Annotated in this window: 19 protein-coding genes; 13 read left to right on the top strand and 6 right to left on the bottom strand. The window is 75.0% G+C overall.

Going from position 1 to position 15,283, the window contains the following annotated elements; translation table 11 throughout:
• Nucleotides 1–83: 83 nt before the first annotated feature.
• From ACLQ2V_RS02705 to ACLQ2V_RS02685, 5 genes are read left to right on the top strand one after another with little or no spacing between them, the layout of a single operon-like run.
• Entirely contained in the window at nt 84–677 is a 594-nt protein-coding gene (locus ACLQ2V_RS02705; RefSeq protein ID WP_425716707.1) for an FABP family protein, read from the top strand.
• Between the two features lie 18 nt (nt 678–695).
• Entirely contained in the window at nt 696–1,124 is a 429-nt protein-coding gene (locus tag ACLQ2V_RS02700) for a Fur family transcriptional regulator (protein ID WP_425716706.1), read from the top strand.
• Complete coding sequence (locus ACLQ2V_RS02695; protein ID WP_425716705.1) at nt 1,121–2,233, top strand: YgfZ/GcvT domain-containing protein; 1,113 nt, start codon at nt 1,121–1,123, stop codon at nt 2,231–2,233. The genes ACLQ2V_RS02700 and ACLQ2V_RS02695 overlap by 4 nt, the downstream gene beginning before the upstream one ends.
• Nucleotides 2,234–2,289: 56 nt before the next feature.
• A complete protein-coding gene (locus ACLQ2V_RS02690) occupies nt 2,290–3,147 on the top strand; it encodes a 3-keto-5-aminohexanoate cleavage protein (RefSeq protein WP_425716704.1) in 858 nt (285 codons plus the stop codon).
• Complete coding sequence (locus ACLQ2V_RS02685; RefSeq protein WP_425716703.1) at nt 3,144–4,103, top strand: asparaginase; 960 nt, start codon at nt 3,144–3,146, stop codon at nt 4,101–4,103. Before ACLQ2V_RS02690 ends, ACLQ2V_RS02685 begins: the two co-directional genes overlap by 4 nt.
• A gap of 25 nt (nt 4,104–4,128) precedes the next feature.
• Here the strand turns inward: ACLQ2V_RS02685 and ACLQ2V_RS02680 are convergent, their stop codons facing one another.
• On the bottom strand, nt 4,129–4,926 hold the full coding sequence (locus tag ACLQ2V_RS02680; protein WP_425716702.1) for an alpha/beta fold hydrolase: 798 nt from the start codon (nt 4,924–4,926) through the stop codon (nt 4,129–4,131).
• Between the two features lie 113 nt (nt 4,927–5,039).
• On the opposite strand from ACLQ2V_RS02680, the gene ACLQ2V_RS02675 reads away from it, so the two are divergent.
• From ACLQ2V_RS02675 to ACLQ2V_RS02660, 4 genes are all read left to right on the top strand, one after another.
• A complete protein-coding gene (locus tag ACLQ2V_RS02675; protein WP_425716701.1) occupies nt 5,040–5,717 on the top strand; it encodes a helix-turn-helix domain-containing protein in 678 nt (225 codons plus the stop codon).
• The gene (locus ACLQ2V_RS02670; protein ID WP_425716700.1) at nt 5,714–6,595 is read left to right on the top strand and encodes a hypothetical protein; all 882 of its coding nucleotides are present in this window, start codon (nt 5,714–5,716) and stop codon (nt 6,593–6,595) included. Before ACLQ2V_RS02675 ends, ACLQ2V_RS02670 begins: the two co-directional genes overlap by 4 nt.
• Before the next feature lie 92 nt (nt 6,596–6,687).
• The gene (locus ACLQ2V_RS02665; RefSeq protein ID WP_425716699.1) at nt 6,688–7,005 is read left to right on the top strand and encodes a DUF2516 family protein; all 318 of its coding nucleotides are present in this window, start codon (nt 6,688–6,690) and stop codon (nt 7,003–7,005) included.
• Entirely contained in the window at nt 7,002–7,889 is an 888-nt protein-coding gene (locus tag ACLQ2V_RS02660; protein ID WP_425716698.1) for an alpha/beta fold hydrolase, read from the top strand. Before ACLQ2V_RS02665 ends, ACLQ2V_RS02660 begins: the two co-directional genes overlap by 4 nt.
• A gap of 18 nt (nt 7,890–7,907) precedes the next feature.
• On the opposite strand, the gene ACLQ2V_RS02655 is transcribed toward ACLQ2V_RS02660, so the two are convergent.
• Together ACLQ2V_RS02655 and ACLQ2V_RS02650 are read right to left on the bottom strand one after the other, a co-directional pair.
• The gene (locus ACLQ2V_RS02655; RefSeq protein WP_425716697.1) at nt 7,908–8,819 is read right to left on the bottom strand and encodes a ricin-type beta-trefoil lectin domain protein; all 912 of its coding nucleotides are present in this window, start codon (nt 8,817–8,819) and stop codon (nt 7,908–7,910) included.
• A gap of 129 nt (nt 8,820–8,948) precedes the next feature.
• Nucleotides 8,949–9,644: a nucleotidyltransferase domain-containing protein gene (locus ACLQ2V_RS02650; protein ID WP_425716696.1), complete on the bottom strand. Its 696-nt coding sequence runs from the start codon at nt 9,642–9,644 to the stop codon at nt 8,949–8,951.
• Nucleotides 9,645–9,721: 77 nt separating this feature from the next.
• On the opposite strand from ACLQ2V_RS02650, the gene ACLQ2V_RS02645 reads away from it, so the two are divergent.
• Complete coding sequence (locus ACLQ2V_RS02645) at nt 9,722–10,642, top strand: SDR family oxidoreductase (protein ID WP_425716695.1); 921 nt, start codon at nt 9,722–9,724, stop codon at nt 10,640–10,642.
• A 17-nt stretch (nt 10,643–10,659) separates the two neighbouring features.
• On the opposite strand, the gene ACLQ2V_RS02640 is transcribed toward ACLQ2V_RS02645, so the two are convergent.
• On the bottom strand, nt 10,660–11,628 hold the full coding sequence (locus ACLQ2V_RS02640) for a helix-turn-helix transcriptional regulator (RefSeq protein WP_425716694.1): 969 nt from the start codon (nt 11,626–11,628) through the stop codon (nt 10,660–10,662).
• A 58-nt stretch (nt 11,629–11,686) separates the two neighbouring features.
• On the opposite strand from ACLQ2V_RS02640, the gene ACLQ2V_RS02635 reads away from it, so the two are divergent.
• From ACLQ2V_RS02635 to ACLQ2V_RS02625, 3 genes are all read left to right on the top strand, one after another.
• Complete coding sequence (locus ACLQ2V_RS02635) at nt 11,687–12,556, top strand: EI24 domain-containing protein (RefSeq protein ID WP_425716693.1); 870 nt, start codon at nt 11,687–11,689, stop codon at nt 12,554–12,556.
• A 1-nt stretch (nt 12,557) separates the two neighbouring features.
• Nucleotides 12,558–13,070 carry an O-acetyl-ADP-ribose deacetylase gene (locus tag ACLQ2V_RS02630; RefSeq protein WP_425716692.1) on the top strand — a complete coding sequence of 171 codons (513 nt, stop codon included), beginning with the start codon at nt 12,558–12,560 and terminating at the stop codon, nt 13,068–13,070.
• 83 nt (nt 13,071–13,153) lie between these two features.
• On the top strand, nt 13,154–13,666 hold the full coding sequence (locus ACLQ2V_RS02625) for a hypothetical protein (protein ID WP_425716691.1): 513 nt from the start codon (nt 13,154–13,156) through the stop codon (nt 13,664–13,666).
• Nucleotides 13,667–13,894: 228 nt separating this feature from the next.
• Here the strand turns inward: ACLQ2V_RS02625 and ACLQ2V_RS02620 are convergent, their stop codons facing one another.
• Together ACLQ2V_RS02620 and ACLQ2V_RS02615 are read right to left on the bottom strand one after the other, a co-directional pair.
• Nucleotides 13,895–14,791, bottom strand: coding sequence for a GNAT family N-acetyltransferase (locus ACLQ2V_RS02620; protein ID WP_425716991.1), 897 nt, complete (start codon nt 14,789–14,791; stop codon nt 13,895–13,897).
• A gap of 26 nt (nt 14,792–14,817) precedes the next feature.
• A complete protein-coding gene (locus ACLQ2V_RS02615; protein ID WP_425716690.1) occupies nt 14,818–15,219 on the bottom strand; it encodes a RidA family protein in 402 nt (133 codons plus the stop codon).
• Nucleotides 15,220–15,283: the final 64 nt, after the last annotated feature.

Raw genomic sequence — 15,283 nt, 5'->3', positions numbered from 1 at the left:
GCAGTCGCGAACGAAGGTGGCCTGGTGAGCGCGAGGAGTGAGCCGGGTTTGCGAGCCCCGCAGTCGCGAACGAAGGCAGACCGGTGAGCGCCGAGAATCCGCTTCAGCCGCCGTGGTTGAACGCGCCCCCGGTCGACCCGTACCCGTACGAGGACAGCCACGACCTGCGCGTGGGTCCGAAGCTGCACCCGACCCTGGACGGCCTGCTGCCGTACGTCGGGGTGTGGCGGGGGCGGGGCCGGGGCGGCTTCCCGACCATCGAGGACTTCGACTTCGCGCAGGAGATCCGGATCAGCCACGACGGCCGGCCGTTCCTGTGCTACGAGTCACGGGCGTGGATCCTCGACGAGCAGAGCCGCCCGGTGCGCCCCGGCGGCCGGGAGACGGGCTGGTGGCGTCCGGTGCTGGACGACGACGGCCGGGCCACCGACGAGCTGGAGGCGCTGATGTCGGTGCCGACGGGCGTGATGGAGCTGCACGTCGGCAAGCGCAAGGGCACCCAGCTGCAGTTCGTCACCGACGCGGTGGTGCGTACGGCCACGGCCAAGGAGGTCACGGCCGGGAGTCGGCTCTTCGGCATCGTCGAGGGCGCCCTGCTCTACGCGCAGGACATGGCGGCGCTGGGCCATCCGCTGAGCCCGCACCTCTCCGCCCGCCTCATCCGGGTGGCCGGTTGACCCGCCTATGATCGGACGGTGTCCGAATCCTCCCTCGCGGAAGTGCTCCGCGCCCGTGGGTTGCGGCTCACGGCGCAACGGCAGCTGATCCTCCAGGCGGTGCTGGACCTCGGCCACGCCACCCCGGAACAGGTGCACAACGCGGTCCGTGAGGTGGCGGCCGGCGTCAACATCACCACCATCTACCGGACGCTGGAACTGTTGGAACGCCTCGGCCTGGTGACCCACACCCACCTGTCGCACGGCTCACCCACGTACCACGCGGCTGGGGAACACCAGCACGTCCACCTGGTCTGCCGGGACTGCGGGGCGATCGACGAGATCGACCCGGAGCTGTTCCGGCCGTTGGCCGACCGGCTGGCCGGCGAGCGAGGCTTCCGGGTGGACATCGGGCACGTGGCGCTCTTCGGCGTCTGCGGCCGTTGCGAGGACGGGGAACAAAAATGATCGACATTGCCGGTGCGGTCGCGGCCGAGGCCATCGACGAGCAGACGCGGGACCAGCCGGAGCCGGCGCACCGCGCGGCCGGGGTGCGGGGGGTCGCCGCCCACTACGGCGACCCGATGCGTGAGCAGCGCACCCTGGACACCTCGGTCGGCCTGGTCGACCGCTCGCACCGGGGGGTCGTGGCGGTGCCCGGCGAGGAACGGATCGGCTGGCTGCACACCCTGACCACGCAGCACCTGGCGACGCTGACCGCCGGCGAGGGCACCGAGCTGCTGGTGCTCTCCCCGCACGGGCACGTCGAGCAGCACGCCATGGTCGCGGAGGACGGCGAGACCACCTGGCTGGACACCGAGCCGGGCGCCACCGCCGCCCTGCTGGGCTACCTGGAGCGGATGCGCTTCTTCACCAAGGTCGAGCCGCGCGACGCCACCGCCGGGCACGCCCTGCTCTCCCTGGTGGGGCCGGAGGCGACCGGCGCGCTGGGCACGCTGGGCGTGACCGGGCTGGCCGAGCCCGACGCGGTCGCGGTGCCGGGCCCGAAGTTCCGCTCCGGCGAGCTGCCACCTCGGCCCACCGTCCGGTACGCCGTCGCGCCGCTGCCGGGCGGCGGCTGGGCCCGTCGGGGCCCGCTCGGCGTGGACCTGCTGGTGCCCCGGCCGGCCATGGATCAGGTGGTCGCCGACCTGCGCGCAGCCGGGGTGCCGCCGGTGGGGCTCTGGGCGTACGAGGCGATCCGGGTGGCCGCCCGGCGTCCCCGGGTGGGGGTGGACACCGACCACCGGACGATCCCGGCGGAGGTGGACCTGATCGCCCCGGCCGTGCACCTGGACAAGGGCTGCTACCGGGGCCAGGAGACGGTGGCGCGGGTGCACAACCTGGGCCGGCCGCCGCGTCGGCTCGTACTGCTGCATCTGGACGGGGTGACCACCGACCAGCCGCCGGTCGCCGGCACGCCGGTGATCCTGGACGGCCGGGCGGTGGGCTTCGTCGGCACCGCCGTGCACCATCACGAGCTGGGCCAGGTCGCCCTCGCCGTGGTCAAGCGCAACGTGCCCGACGACGCCCGCCTGCTGGTCGGGGAGTCCGCCGCCGCCATCGACGCGGCCTGAACCAGCGTTCAGGCCGCCGGTCGCCGCCGTCGGGGGCGGGGTCTAGGATCGCCGGCATGAGCACTGGAACGTTGATCACGGTTGCCCCCACCGGCGCGGAGTCGGCGAAGACGCAGGTCCCGGCCCTGCCGGTGACCCTCGACGAGCTGCTGCTGACCGCCCGGGAGTGCGAGGCGCTCGGTGCCGCCGTGATCCACGTCCACATCCGCGACGGCGAGGCGCGGCCGACCCTGGACCAGGGGCGGCTGCGGGAGACCGTGGCGGCGCTGCGGGAGGGCACGGACCTGATCGTGCAGCTCTCCTCCGGCGGGGCGGTGACCGACCCGGAGGCCGACCGGCTGGCCGTGCTGGACGCCGGGCCGGAGATGGCCTCCTGCACCATGGGCACGCTCAACTTCGGCGACGACGTCTTCCTCAACCGCTGGGAGTTCATCGTCGACCTGCACACCCGGATGCAGGAGCGCGGCATCGTCCCCGAGTACGAGATCTTCGACCTCGGCCACCTGACCGCGTTGCAGCGGCTGCTCGGCAAGTACGGCCTGCCGCACGGCGGGCACGTGCACGTCGACTTCGTGATGGGGGTGCCGGGGGGCATGCCGGGCACCCCGCACGCGCTGGTCGCCGCCCACCAGGCGCTGCGGGACCTGCCGGCGGGGACCACCTTCTCCGCCACCGGGATCGGCCGCAGCACCATCCCGGTGATGCTGGCGTCGCTGGCGGCCGGCGGGCACCTGCGGGTCGGCATGGAGGACACCGTCACGTACGCCAAGGGCCAGCCGGTCGAGTCGAACATGCAGCTCGTCGCGCGGGCGGTGGGCTTCGCCCAGCTCGCCCAGCGCCCCCCGCTGACCACGGCCGAGGCCCGCGAACTGCTGGGAGTCGACGCCCGGCAGTCGGTAACGTCCCCTTCGTGACGCAGACCTACGGGGGTGGGGTGCCGCTGGCCGAGGTGGTCCGCTCCGACTTCGTGGAGGGGCTGCACCACGGGTCGGTGGTGGTGCTCGACGGCACCGGCGCGCAGGTGGCCGCCGTCGGCGACGTCACCTCCCCGGTCTTTCCCCGCTCGGCCAGCAAGCCGATGCAGGCCGTCGCCATGCTCCGCGCCGGGCTGGCGCTGACCGACCCGGCCGACGTGGCCCTGGTGGCGGCCAGCCACGCGGGGGAGGACTTCCACCTGGCCCGGGTGCGGGCGCTGCTGGCCGACGCCGGGCTGGACGAGTCCGCCCTCGGCTGCCCGCCCGACCTGCCGATGGGGGAGCTGGCCCGGGAGGCCGTGGTGCGGGCCGGCGGGGCGGCCACCCGGACGGCGATGAACTGCTCCGGCAAGCACACCGGCATGGTGCTCACCTGCCTGGCCGCCGGGTGGCCCCGCGACGGGTACTGGGAACCGGAGCACCCGTTGCAGCAGGCGGTGCGCCGGGTCGTCGAGGAGTTCACCGGGGAGCCGGTGGCCGCCGTCGGGGTGGACGGCTGCGGCGCTCCCGTGCTCGCCGTGTCGCTGACCGGGCTGGCGCGGGCGTACCTGCGGCTGGTCCGCGCCGAGCCCGGCTCGGCGGCGCGGGCGGTCGCCGACGGCATGCGGGCGTACCCGGAGGTCGTGGGCGGCACCTGGGCCGAGGACAGTCGGCTGATGCGCGGCGTCCCCGGCGTCCTGGCCAAGATCGGCGCGGAGGGGGTGATCGCCGCCGCGCTGCCGGGGGTGGGCGCGGTCGCGGTGAAGATCGACGACGGGGCCGCGCGGGCCCGGATGCCGGTCCTGGTCTCCGCGCTGCGCCGGCTCGGCGTCCGCGCCCCCGTCCTCGACGAGTACGCCGCGCTGCCGCTGCTCGGCGGCGGCCTCCCGGTGGGGGCGATCCGCTCCCGCTGGTGAGCGGGGGCGTCCGCCCCGACCGATTTCAGCCCAGGAAGTGCAGCAGGGCGGCGTTGGCGGCGTCCGGGCGCTCCAGGGGCAGCAGGTGGCCGGCGTCCGGCAGGTCCGGCAGCCGCACCGCGCCGGGCACCTCGGCGGCGATCCGGTCGGCGAGCCGGCCGATGTCGGGCACGTCGGCCGCCCCGGCGGTGACCAGCACCGGCAGGCGCAGCTCGCCGAGCCGCTCGATCGCGGGCGGGTCGAGCTCGATCACGTCCACGGCGCTCAGGGCCCGCTCGGCGGCGAGCGCCCGCCGGTCCATCTCCTCGGCGAACCGGATCAGCGCCGGGTCGACGTCCTCCGGGCGGCGGCCGGGGCCGACCACCCAGAACCGCACCTCGCCGGCCGCGCTGGCCGCGAAGTCGTCGGGATCGGTGTCGCCGACCAGTTCCTCCCAGAGGTCGTTGGTCTCCTCGGACCACTCGTTGCCGCCGACCGCCGTGCCGAAGAGCGCCAGCGCGCCGACCCGCTGCGGGTACGCCAGCGCGGTGTCGATCGCCACCGCCCCGCCGAAGGAGCAGCCGACCAACGCGGCCTGCGGCAGCCCCAGTGCGTCCAGCAGCCCGACCACGTCGTCGTGGTGGGCGAACGGGGCGGCGGGGAGCTCGGAGTCGCCGTAGCCGCGCAGGTCCAGGGCGATCACCCGGTGCCGGGCGGCCAGGGCGGGGAGCTGCTCGCGCCACATCCGCCGGTCGGCGATGCCGGCGTGCAGCAGCACGACCGGCGTCCCGCTGCCCAGGTCGTCGTAGGCGAGGCTCGCGCCGTTGATCTCGATCTTCGTCACGACCGGAAAAGGTACGGATTGGACAGGCGACGCGCAACCGCCCCGCTGAGACCTTGCTAACTGTGGCTAGCGCTTTGCTTGCACGAGCTAGCAGGGGTGGCTAGCGTGGGGGCATGGCCAGCTCAGACCTCCCCGACGTCGGCGGGTTCATCCGCGACCTGCGCCGCAACGCGAAGATCTCGTTGCGGCAACTCGCCGAACAGGCGGGCGTCAGCAACCCGTACCTCAGCCAGATCGAGCGCGGCCTGCGCAAGCCCAGCGCGGAGGTGCTCCAGCAGCTCGCCAGCGCCCTGCGGGTCTCCACCCCGGCGATGTACCTGCGGGCCGGCCTGCTCGACGACAAGGAGGGGCACGGCGTGCTCGCGGCCATCGCGATCGACCCCGACCTGACGATGGCGCAGAAGCAGTCGCTCACCCAGATCTACGAGACCTTCCGCCGGGAGAACGCCCGCGTGGCCGAGGCCACCGCCACGGCCGCCTCGGCCGCCTCGGACACGCCGGCCGCCTCGGACACGCCGGCCGCCTCGGACACGCCGGCCGCCTCGGACACGCCGGCCGCCGCGCCGCAGGCCGCCGCCACGGTGACCCCGGCCGCGACCGGGCCGACCACGCCGGCGGGCACCCCGACCGAGGCGGTCCTGGAATCGGTCGCCGTCACGGAGGCCGGCCAGGCGCCCGCCCCGGCCAGCAGCACCCCCACGCCGAAGGCCGCCTCGACGGCGGCCCCGAAGACCGCCCCGGCGGTCGACGAGGAAGAGACCGCCGACGCGGTCGAAGAGGAGAAGTCATGACCCAGCCGAAGACCAACCGCATCCCGGCCCCGCTCTACGCCGCCGCCGGTGCCGGCGACCTGGCCCTGGAGCAGCTGCGCAAGCTGCCCACGGTGGTCGGCCACCTCGGCGGTCGGGTCGTCGCCGACCTCGGCGGCAAGGCCGTCGTGACCGGCTTCGAGCTGCGCCAGAAGGCCACCGACACGCTGCGCACGGCCAACCGCAGCGCCGCCGAGCTGCGCGCCAACGGCGTGCAGGCCGAGCTGAACCGCCTCCGCGAGGCGGCGGAGGTCAACCGCCTGCGCGAGGTGGCCGACGTCGACCGGCTGCGCGAGGCCACCGACCTCGCCCGGCTGCGGGACCTGATCGCCCAGAACGCGGCCGTCGTCGTCGCCGGGGCGCAGGCCGCCCAGGAGCGGGCCCTCGCCGCGTACACCGAGCTGATCGCCCGTGGTGAGCGGGTGGTGGGCGCCGGGGTGCTGGAGGCCGCCGACACGGTCAACGCCGACATCGAGGCGACCGAGGCCGAGCTGACCACCGCCCCGACCGCCACCGCCGCCCCGACGGCCACCGCCGTCCCGGCCGCCACCGCCACCGGGACGCCGGCCGTCACCGCAGCGGCGTCGGCCACCGCCCCGGCCGGGGCGAAGACCGGCGACGAGATCCCCACCCCGGCCGATGTGGCCGAGATCATCGAGGCCAAGCCGGCCGTCGCCAAGACCCCGCGCACCCGGGCCACCAAGGCGACCGCGGCGCAGGCCACCAAGGCGGCCACCGACCGCCCGTCGGCCCCGCTGCCGAAGGCCACGAAGGCGACCAGGACCACGAAGGCGGCCACCGACACCACGTCGGCCAAGCAGCCGAAGGCCGCCCGCCGCCCCCGGCCGGCCGCCGAGTAGCCCGCCGCGCCACGCGGTCGTTGATCGACGCCCGACGACCCCGGATGCGTCCTGCCGGACGGATCCGGGGTCGTCGGCATAAGCTTGCCGGCATGGCCTACGCCGCGCCGATCTTCGCCTTCGAGGTCCGCTTCTGGATCACCATGCTGCTGCTGGTGTTCGCCCTCGTGCTCGAGGGGGTGGCACTGGTGCACGCGATCACCCAGCGCGGCGAGGCATTCGCCGCGATCGGCACCCTGCCCAAGGGCGCCTGGGTCGCCATTCTCGCGGTCTGCCTGCTGCTCACCGTGCTGACCCAGTCCGTGCTCGGCCTCTTCGGCCTCATCGGGATCGCCGCCGCCCTGATCTACCTGCTCGACGTCCGGGTGGGGCTGCGTGAGCTGCGCGACGGTCGGGGGTCGTCCTGGTGAGAGGGTTCCGGTGGCCCCCGCCGCCGGACGGCGGCCCACGGACCTGGGGCCCGGGCCCGGGGGCGCCACGCACCGGCCGGCCGGCCCTGCCCGAGCCGGCGACCGACCTGGTCACCACCCCCCACGGGGTACGGCTCGAGCAGTTGGTCACCGGCGTCGGCGACCCGATCACGGTCTTCGCGCACGGGCTGGGCAACGGCATCGCCACCACCCGCCCGTTCGGCAGCGGCGTCACCGGCCGCAAGATCTTCTTCCAGTTCCGGGGGCACGGCCGCTCCGACGCGCCCCCCGGCCCGTGGAGCTACCTGGACCTGGCCCGGGACCTGCGGGCCGTCGCCGACCTGGGCGGGGCCTCCCGGGCGTTCGGCGCCAGCCTCGGCGCGGGCGCGCTCTGCCGCCTGCTGGCCGAGAGTCCCGAGCGCTTCGAACGGCTGGTCTTCTTCCTCCCGGCGGCACTCGACCGGCCCCGGAGCCAGGCCGCCCGGGACCGCCTCACCGACCTGCTCGACGCGGTGGCCAGCGGCGAGGCGTCGGCCGTCGCGGACGTGGTCTCGATCGAGCTCCCGCCCGCCGTGCGCAACACCCCGCCCGGCTGGGCGTACCTGCGACAACGGCTGGACCAGCTCCTGCGCGACGGCCTCGCCCCGGGCCTGGCCGACCTGCCGGGGCAGACCCCGCTGGGCGACCGGGCCGAGCTGACGGCGGTGACCGCCCCCGCCCTGGTGATCGCCTGCGCGGGCGACGAGCTGCACCCGGTCGAGGTCGCCGAGCAGCTCGCCGCCGCGCTGCCCCAGGCCACCCTGCACGTCTACGACCGCCCGGGAGTGCTCTGGTCGGAACGCGCCGACCTGCGGGAACGGATCTCGGGCTTCCTCAACTCGTGATCGACCCGGCCGGCCCGCTCACCTGAGGTACCAGGACTGGTTCGACTGTCCCAGGCAGGTCCACAGCACCAGCGGGGTGCCGTCCGCGGTCTGCCCGTCGTAGGCGTCGACGCACTTGTCGGCGTGCCGGTTGACCAGGTCGTCGGCGGTGTTGAGGCGGAACCGCTGACCCGGGGAGCCGTCACAGGCCGCCATCGTGACCTTCGTGAGGTTCGCCGTGGCGCCGCCGGCCAGGCTCATGCACAGGTTGCCGGCGCGGATCGTGCTGTCCGACCGGAACGTCCACCGCTGGTACAGCGACTTGTTGCAGGTCTGCAGGGTCAGTTGCACGCCGGCCCCGCCGCCGGTCAGGCACGTCCCCGAATCGCCGTTGACCAGCGCGCCGCTGTGGGCGGGTGGGGCGTCGGCCTTCGGCGACACCGACTTGGTCACGGCTGGCGAGGTCGTCGGATCCGCCTGCGGTGTGGGCCTGCTCTTCTTCGTCGGCGTCGGCGTCGGCGACGGCTTGGCGCTGCCGGACGGGCTCCCCGGCACGGCGGCCGGCACCGAGGGTGGGGTCCACCCCGCTTGGTCGCCGGCGTTGTCCAGTTGCTTCCCCCCGCCATCCTCCGCGCCGCCCGTCAGCAGCGGCAGGCCCGCGACGAGCAGCCCGATCAGCAGGCCGCCGGCGAGCGCGAGCACCGACAGCCGGACCAGCCGGGACCGGCGAGCCGGGGCGGGCGTGGCGGCGTCGACCGCCGGTGTGCCGGACGCGAGCGACCCCGACTGCTCGTCCGACGCCACCGGCACCCCGCCGGTGACCAGCGGGTCCGCCGTCGCCGGCAGCCCGCCGGGGCCGACGACCAGCGGATCTGATGCCTCCCACGGGTCCACTGCGGGCAGCGTCCCCGAGTGCGGCTCATTCGGCTTCGGCTGGTCCTTGTCGGACACGATCTCTACTCCTACGACTTGAGGGACGAGAGCACCGGCTGCCCGTCGCCGGTGCCCATCCTGCCTGGTATCGAGCTGCGAGTCCGTTCCGGTCCCGCATCCGTGAACCGATCGTTGTCTGAGCGGCGCTCAGCGGCCGGTGAGCTCCGGCGGCAGGTGGGCCGCCCGCACGTCGAGCAGCCACCGCTCGACCGTCGCGGAGTCGGGCCGCTCCGGCAGCGGGGTGCGCACCGTGTCGAAGTCCCGCTCCGCCGCCGCCAGCAGGGCCCGCGCCTCGTCCAGCGCGCCGCCGGCCACCCGCTCGCCGAACGCCCGGAACCACTCCGGGTCGGCCAGTCGGATCTCCAGGACGCCGGTGGCGTGGAGCAGCCGACCCTGGTGCACCAGCCGGGCCAGGTGCCGGGCGTGCTTCGCCGTCCGACGCCGGGTGTCGGCCGAGAACGTGCCGTCGCCGCGCGAGGCGAGCCGGCGGAACTGCTGCTCGGCGTACCCGAGGTAGGCGGCGCGGACCCGGGGGGCGCTCAGGAACGCCGAGCGGATGGCGACCAGCCGGTCGCCGAGCGCCGTACGAGTCTCGTAGCAGTCGTCGGGCAGCCACATCAGCTCGGTGGCGGTGGGGTTGCCGCTGAGCGCCAGGCGGGCGTACTTCCCGGCCTCGTGCAGGGTGACGTCCGGGTCGGTGGTGACCACCGACTCGCGGGGCGGGCGCAGGCCGTGGAAGGCGACCGTCTCGGCGGCGAAGACCCCGATCCGGTCGACGTCCGAGCCGGGCCCGGCCAGCCCGTACGCGACCGAGCCGACGATGCCGGAGAGCAGCAGGTGCATGCCGCCGAGCATGCCGCAGCGAACCGGTTCGGGAAACCGGACTTCGGTTGTCAGGTAAAGCTGCCAGGGTCGACCGCATGACGACGAAACAACCCCTGACCGGCAGGGTCGCGCTCGTGGCCGGGGCGACCCGGGGCGCCGGTCGGCAGATCGCGGTCCAGCTCGGCGCGGCCGGGGCCACCGTGTACGCGACCGGGCGCAGCAGCCGCGCCGGCCGCTCCGAGATCGACCGGGCGGAGACCATCGAGGAGACCGCCGAGATGGTCACCGCGGCCGGCGGCACCGGCATCGCGGCCCGGGTCGACCACCTGGTCGGAGAGCAGGTCCGCGACCTGGTGGCCCGCATCGACGCCGAGCAGGGCCGGCTCGACGTGCTGGTCAACGACATCTGGGGGGCCGACCACCTGATCACCTGGGAGAAGCCGGTCTGGGAGCAGCCCCTCGACGCCGGCTTCCGCACCCTGCGGCTGGCCGTCGACACCCACATCGTCACCAGCCACTTCGCCCTGCCGCTGCTGATCCGCCGCCCCGGCGGGCTGGTGGTCGAGATCGGCGACGGGACGCGGGAGTACAACGACGCCCACTACCGGCTCTCGGTCTTCTACGACCTGGCGAAGACCTGCGTGAACCGGCTCGCCTTCACCCAGGCGCACGAGCTGGAGCCGCACGGCGGCACGGCGGTCGCGCTCACCCCCGGCTGGATCCGCTCGGAGTACATGCTGGAGCACTTCGGCGTCACCGAGGCCAACTGGCGTGAGGGGGCCGCCAAGGACCCGCACTTCCTGATCTCGGAGACCCCGGCGTACGTGGGGCGCGCGGTCGCCGCGCTCGCCGCCGACCCGGCCCGGGCCCGCTGGAACGGCAAGTCCGTCTCCAGCGGCGAGCTGGCCCGGGTGTACGGCTTCACCGACCTCGACGGCAGCCAGCCGGACGGCTTCGGCTACATCACGGACGTGGTGCACGGCGGAAAGCAGGCCGACGCCGCCGAGTACCGCTGACCGTCCCCGGTCGGACCTCATCCGTAGAGCGCGGCGAGGCGGGTGGCGGTGTCGGCGATCCGGGCGCGCAGCTCGGGCGGGTCGAGCACCTCCACCTCCGCGCCGAGCCGCAACAGCAGCTCGTACGCCACGTCGACCGACTCGACGGGCACCCGGGTGACCACCCAGCCCTGCCCGTCGGGCGGGCCGGCGGTGCGGGTCGCCTCGGCGTACCCGAAGGGGGCCTCCGGTGCCCGGCGCAGCGCGCGCAGGCCGGCGGGGCTGATCCGGACGCCGACCTCGGTCCGCTGCATGCTGCGCAGGAACGCCTCGGCCTGCTCCCGCCAGTAGCCGGCCAGGTCGAAGCCCTCGTCCCGGGCGAACGTCTCGTCGCCGGCGGTCACCTCGACGACCCGGTCGACGCGGTAGGTGCGCGTGGTGTCGCCGACGCGGCCGATCAGGTACCAGACCCCGCTCTTGAGCACCAGCCCGTACGGCTGGGCCCGCCGGACGACCTCGCGCTCGCCGCGCCGGTAGCGCAGTTGCACCACCCGCTCCCGCCAGACCGCGCGGGCCAGCTCGGCCAGCCACGGCGGCGGGGTGTCGTCGCGGAACCAGCCCGGCACGTCCAGGTGGAAGCGTTGCCCGGTGCGGGCCGGCGCGTCACGCAGGGCGGGCGGCAGCGCGGCCAGCACCTTCAGCTCGGCCGAGGCGACCGCGTCGGCCAGCCCCATGTCCCCGGCCGGGCCGGGCAGCCCGGCCAGGAAGAGCGCCTCCGCCTCGTCGCGGGTCAGCCCGGTCAACCGGGTGCGGTACCCGCCGAGCAGCCGGTAACCGCCGGCCCGGCCCCGGTCGGCGTAGACCGGCACCCCGGCGGCGGAGAGCGCCAGCACGTCCCGGTACACGGTCCGTTCGGAGACCTCCAGCTCGCGGGCCAGCTCGCCGGCCGTCATCGTCTCCCGGGCCTGCAAGAGCAGCACCAACGAGATCAACCGGGCGGCCCGCACCCGCCCATTGTGTACGGCGGGGCCGGCGCGTGGGCGGTCGCCGTTAGGCTCAGCGGTCGTGAACGTAGCCAACAACATCACCGCGCCGGTGACCGGTGTCGTCGGTCGGTTCTTCTCCGGGGTCGGGCTGCTCCTGCGCGGCCTCGGCCTCTATGTCCGCAGCCCCGGCCTGATGCTGCTCGGCGTCGTGCCCGCACTGCTCACCGGGGCGCTCTTCGTGGCGGCGTTCGCCACTCTGGCGTACTTCGTGGACGACCTGGCGGCGCTGGTCACGCCGTTCGCCGACGACTGGTCGTCCACCACCCGCAGCCTGGCCCGGGTGATCGCCGGGCTGGCCTTCCTCGGGGTCGGCGGGCTGCTCGCGGTGCTCACCTTCACCGCCGTCACGCTGGTCGTGGGCGACCCGTTCTACGAGAAGATCTCCGAGCGGGTGGAGGAGCGGTACGGCGGCACGCCGGGCGCGGTGGAGGTGCCCTTCTGGTCGTCGCTGCGCCGCAGCGTCGTGGACTCGCTGCGGCTGGTGGCGATCACCGTGCTGGTCGGCATCCCGCTCTTCGCGGCCGGGTTCATCCCGGTGGTCGGCCAGACCGTCGTGCCGGTGATCGGGGCGGCGGTCGGCGGCTGGTTCCTCGCCCTGGAGCTGACCGGGGCGCCGTTCTACCGGCGCGGGATGCGGCTGCCGGACCGCCGGGCCCGGCTGAAGGTGGACCGGGTCACCACCCTGGGCTTCGGCACGGCCGTCTTCGTCTGCTTCCTGATCCCGCTCGGGGCGGTGCTGATCATGCCGGCGGCGGTGGCCGGCGCGGCCCTGCTCGCCCGCCGCTCCCTCGGCCAGCCCATCGACCAGCCCATCGACCAGCCGAGCCAGCCGGCCGAGCAGTCGCAGCGCCCGGCCGAGCAGCCGCACCGGCCCAGCGGGGAGCGCTGACGTGGAGATCGTGCTGGTCGAGGGGGACATCACTGCGCAGCGGGTCGACGTGATCGTGAACGCGGCCAACTCCTCGCTGCTCGGCGGCGGGGGCGTGGACGGGGCGGTCCACCGGCGGGGCGGCCCGGCGATCCTGGCCGAGTGCCGGGCGCTGCGGGCGTCGAAGTACGGCCGGGGCCTGAAGACCGGCCAGGCGGTCGCCACCACCGCCGGTAAGCTGCCGGCCCGCTGGGTGGTGCACACGGTCGGCCCGGTCTTCTCGCCGGACGAGGACCGGTCGGCCCTACTGCGGGACTGCTACACGAACAGTTTGGCGATCGCCGACGAGCTGGGCGCGGCCACGGTGGCCTTCCCGCTGATCTCGGCGGGCGTCTACGGGTGGCCGGTGGCCGACGCCGTGCGTCAGGCCCTGACGGTGCTCCGTGCCGCGTCCCCGGCGCATGTCACGGAGGCCCGTCTGGTCCTCTTCGGGCCCGAGACGTACGCGGTGGCCGGGCGGATCGCCGCCTCCTGAGCGTCGCTTCGGGAGAACGCCGGCACGGCGGGGCGCGAGCACCTAGGCTGAAAAACCGCAAAAGGTGCAAATTGGGAGTACGCGTGGAAGGTGCCCGGGTCCGGTTCGCGGTGTCGGTGACCACGGCCAGCATGATGGTCTTCGGCGCCGCAGGCCTGGCCGGCGGCGGGCCGCAGTCCGCCTCGTGGACGTCGGTCCGGGTGGGCGGCGAGCGGCCCGCGCCGCTGCCGTCCGGTCCCCGAATCACCATCGGGCTGGACCCGGGCGAGGCGCCCACCGGGGGGGCGCCCGCCCGCGAGCCGGCCTGCTCGCCCGAGCTGGGCGGCGGTCCCCACCCGGACGAGGACGTCTGGGTGTTCCGCCTGCCGGCTGAGGCGATCGTGGCCCGGTTCGTCGCGGTGACGCTGGCCTTCGCCACCCCGGACCAGGGCCGGGTGGCCCTCGTCGTGCCCGCCGAGGGCGGCGCGATCGTCGACGATGCCCGCACGGCGTGGCTCCGGCTGCCGGCCGGATGGACGCTGGTGGGCGGGACGGCGGCCATCGCCGGGGACGCCGACCGCTACCTGCTCGCCGAGATCTGCGCGGCCGGCGGGTAGGGGCTGTTCCGTCGACAGACGATGTCATCCCTGCTCTCCATCCCCGGTCGGCGCAGTGAGTCAGCGCGTGCGGCGACGCGCGAAGGTGCGACTCTCGGCCGGAGGCGGCGGCGCAGCGCGGCATGTCACTGCGGCCGTGTTCGCGTCACCCATGTTCCTCGTGGATCAGGAACGACACCGCTGGCCCTCGTCGTGTCCGCCTCGGCCGTTCCGGGAACCTCGCCGGCCTCAGCCCAGCTCGCGCAGGCAGGACCAGTGGCTGACCACCGGCCGGTACCCCAGCGCCGCGTTGATCGCCAGCATCGGGGCGTTCGCCGCATCGTTCGAGGTGTACGCGACGCGCACCCCTCGGCCGGCGGCCCGGTGCAGGGCGGCCACCTTCGCCAACCGGGCCAGCCCCTGCCCCCGGTGCTGCGGCACGGTGCCCGTGTAGTCCGACCACATCCGGTCGCCGTCCCGCTTGACCAGGCTGAACGCGAGCACCTTCCCGCCGGACTCGACGGCGGTGCTCGCCTCCCGGTCCAGGCCGAGGTTCTCCCACACGTCGTGTCGGAAGGTCTCGTAGGTCAGCACGTCCCTCGGCACGTCGCCCGGTTCGTCGACGGCGGCCGCCCGGTTGGCCAGGTAGACCTCGTACGGGTCGAGCCCGCTCAGCGGGGTCAGCCGCAGACCCGGCGCAGCGGCCGGCGGCGGGGGAGGCGAGTGCAGCTCCAGCGCCGAGTAGCGCATCTCGCGACCCGCCGTGAAGCCGTGCCGGCGGGCGAACGGCAGCCCCTCGGGCCGCGCCGAGCCAAGCAGCCGGCGGATGCCGAGCGGGGTCAGGTGCCCCAGCGCGGCGGCCAGCAGCGCGGAGCCGACGCCCCGCCCCCGGTGCCCGGGGTGCACGTGCAGCAGCGCCACCTCCCCGGCCCCCACCTCGGAGGTCTGCACGTCCCGGTACGCCGACACCCAGCCGACCACCGCCCCGTCGACCTCGACCACGAAGGCCGTCCACTCCTCGCCGGGCGGCGGCTCCGCGATCATCTTCCGGGTCGAGGCCACCCCCCGGACGAGGTACGGGAAGACGAGCGCCCGCAGGGCCACTACCTCGGCGGCGTCGTCGGGCCGGGCCACCCGGATCGTCATCGAGGCGCCGCCCGGACGGCGGATCGTCATCGGGTCGCCTCCCGCACGGCGGCGACGGCCTCCACCTCGACGAGCTGGTCGGGGTACCCGAGCACCGTCACCCCGAGCAGGGTGCTCGGCGGACCGGGGTCGCCGAACGCGTCCCGGACCACCTGCCACGCGGCCACCAGGTCGGCCCGGTGGGGCGACGCGACGTACACGGTGGTCTTGACGACGTCGGCGAGCCGCGCCCCGGCGGCGGCGAGTGCGACCTCCAGGTTGGCCATCACCTGCCGGGCCTGCGCCGCCGGGTCGCCCGGCGCGACCGTGCGGCCCTGCGCGTCCAGCGGGCACGCGCCCGCGGTGTGGACCAGCCGGGCGGGCGGATCGACGGTGGCGGCGTACGCGTACTCGGCGGGGCAGAGCGCGGGCACGCGCAGCAGTGTCATCCGGGCGACGCTAGCTGCGCGCCGACCCCGCCGCCACGGCATTACCGGGCGGCGGGGCGGGGGC

It is taken from the genome of Micromonospora sp. DT233 (assembly GCF_049841815.1).
Taxonomy (GTDB): Bacteria; Actinomycetota; Actinomycetes; order Mycobacteriales; family Micromonosporaceae; genus Micromonospora.
Note: the sequence above shows the minus strand (reverse complement) of the source record. Positions and strands in the feature narration are given on the sequence as shown.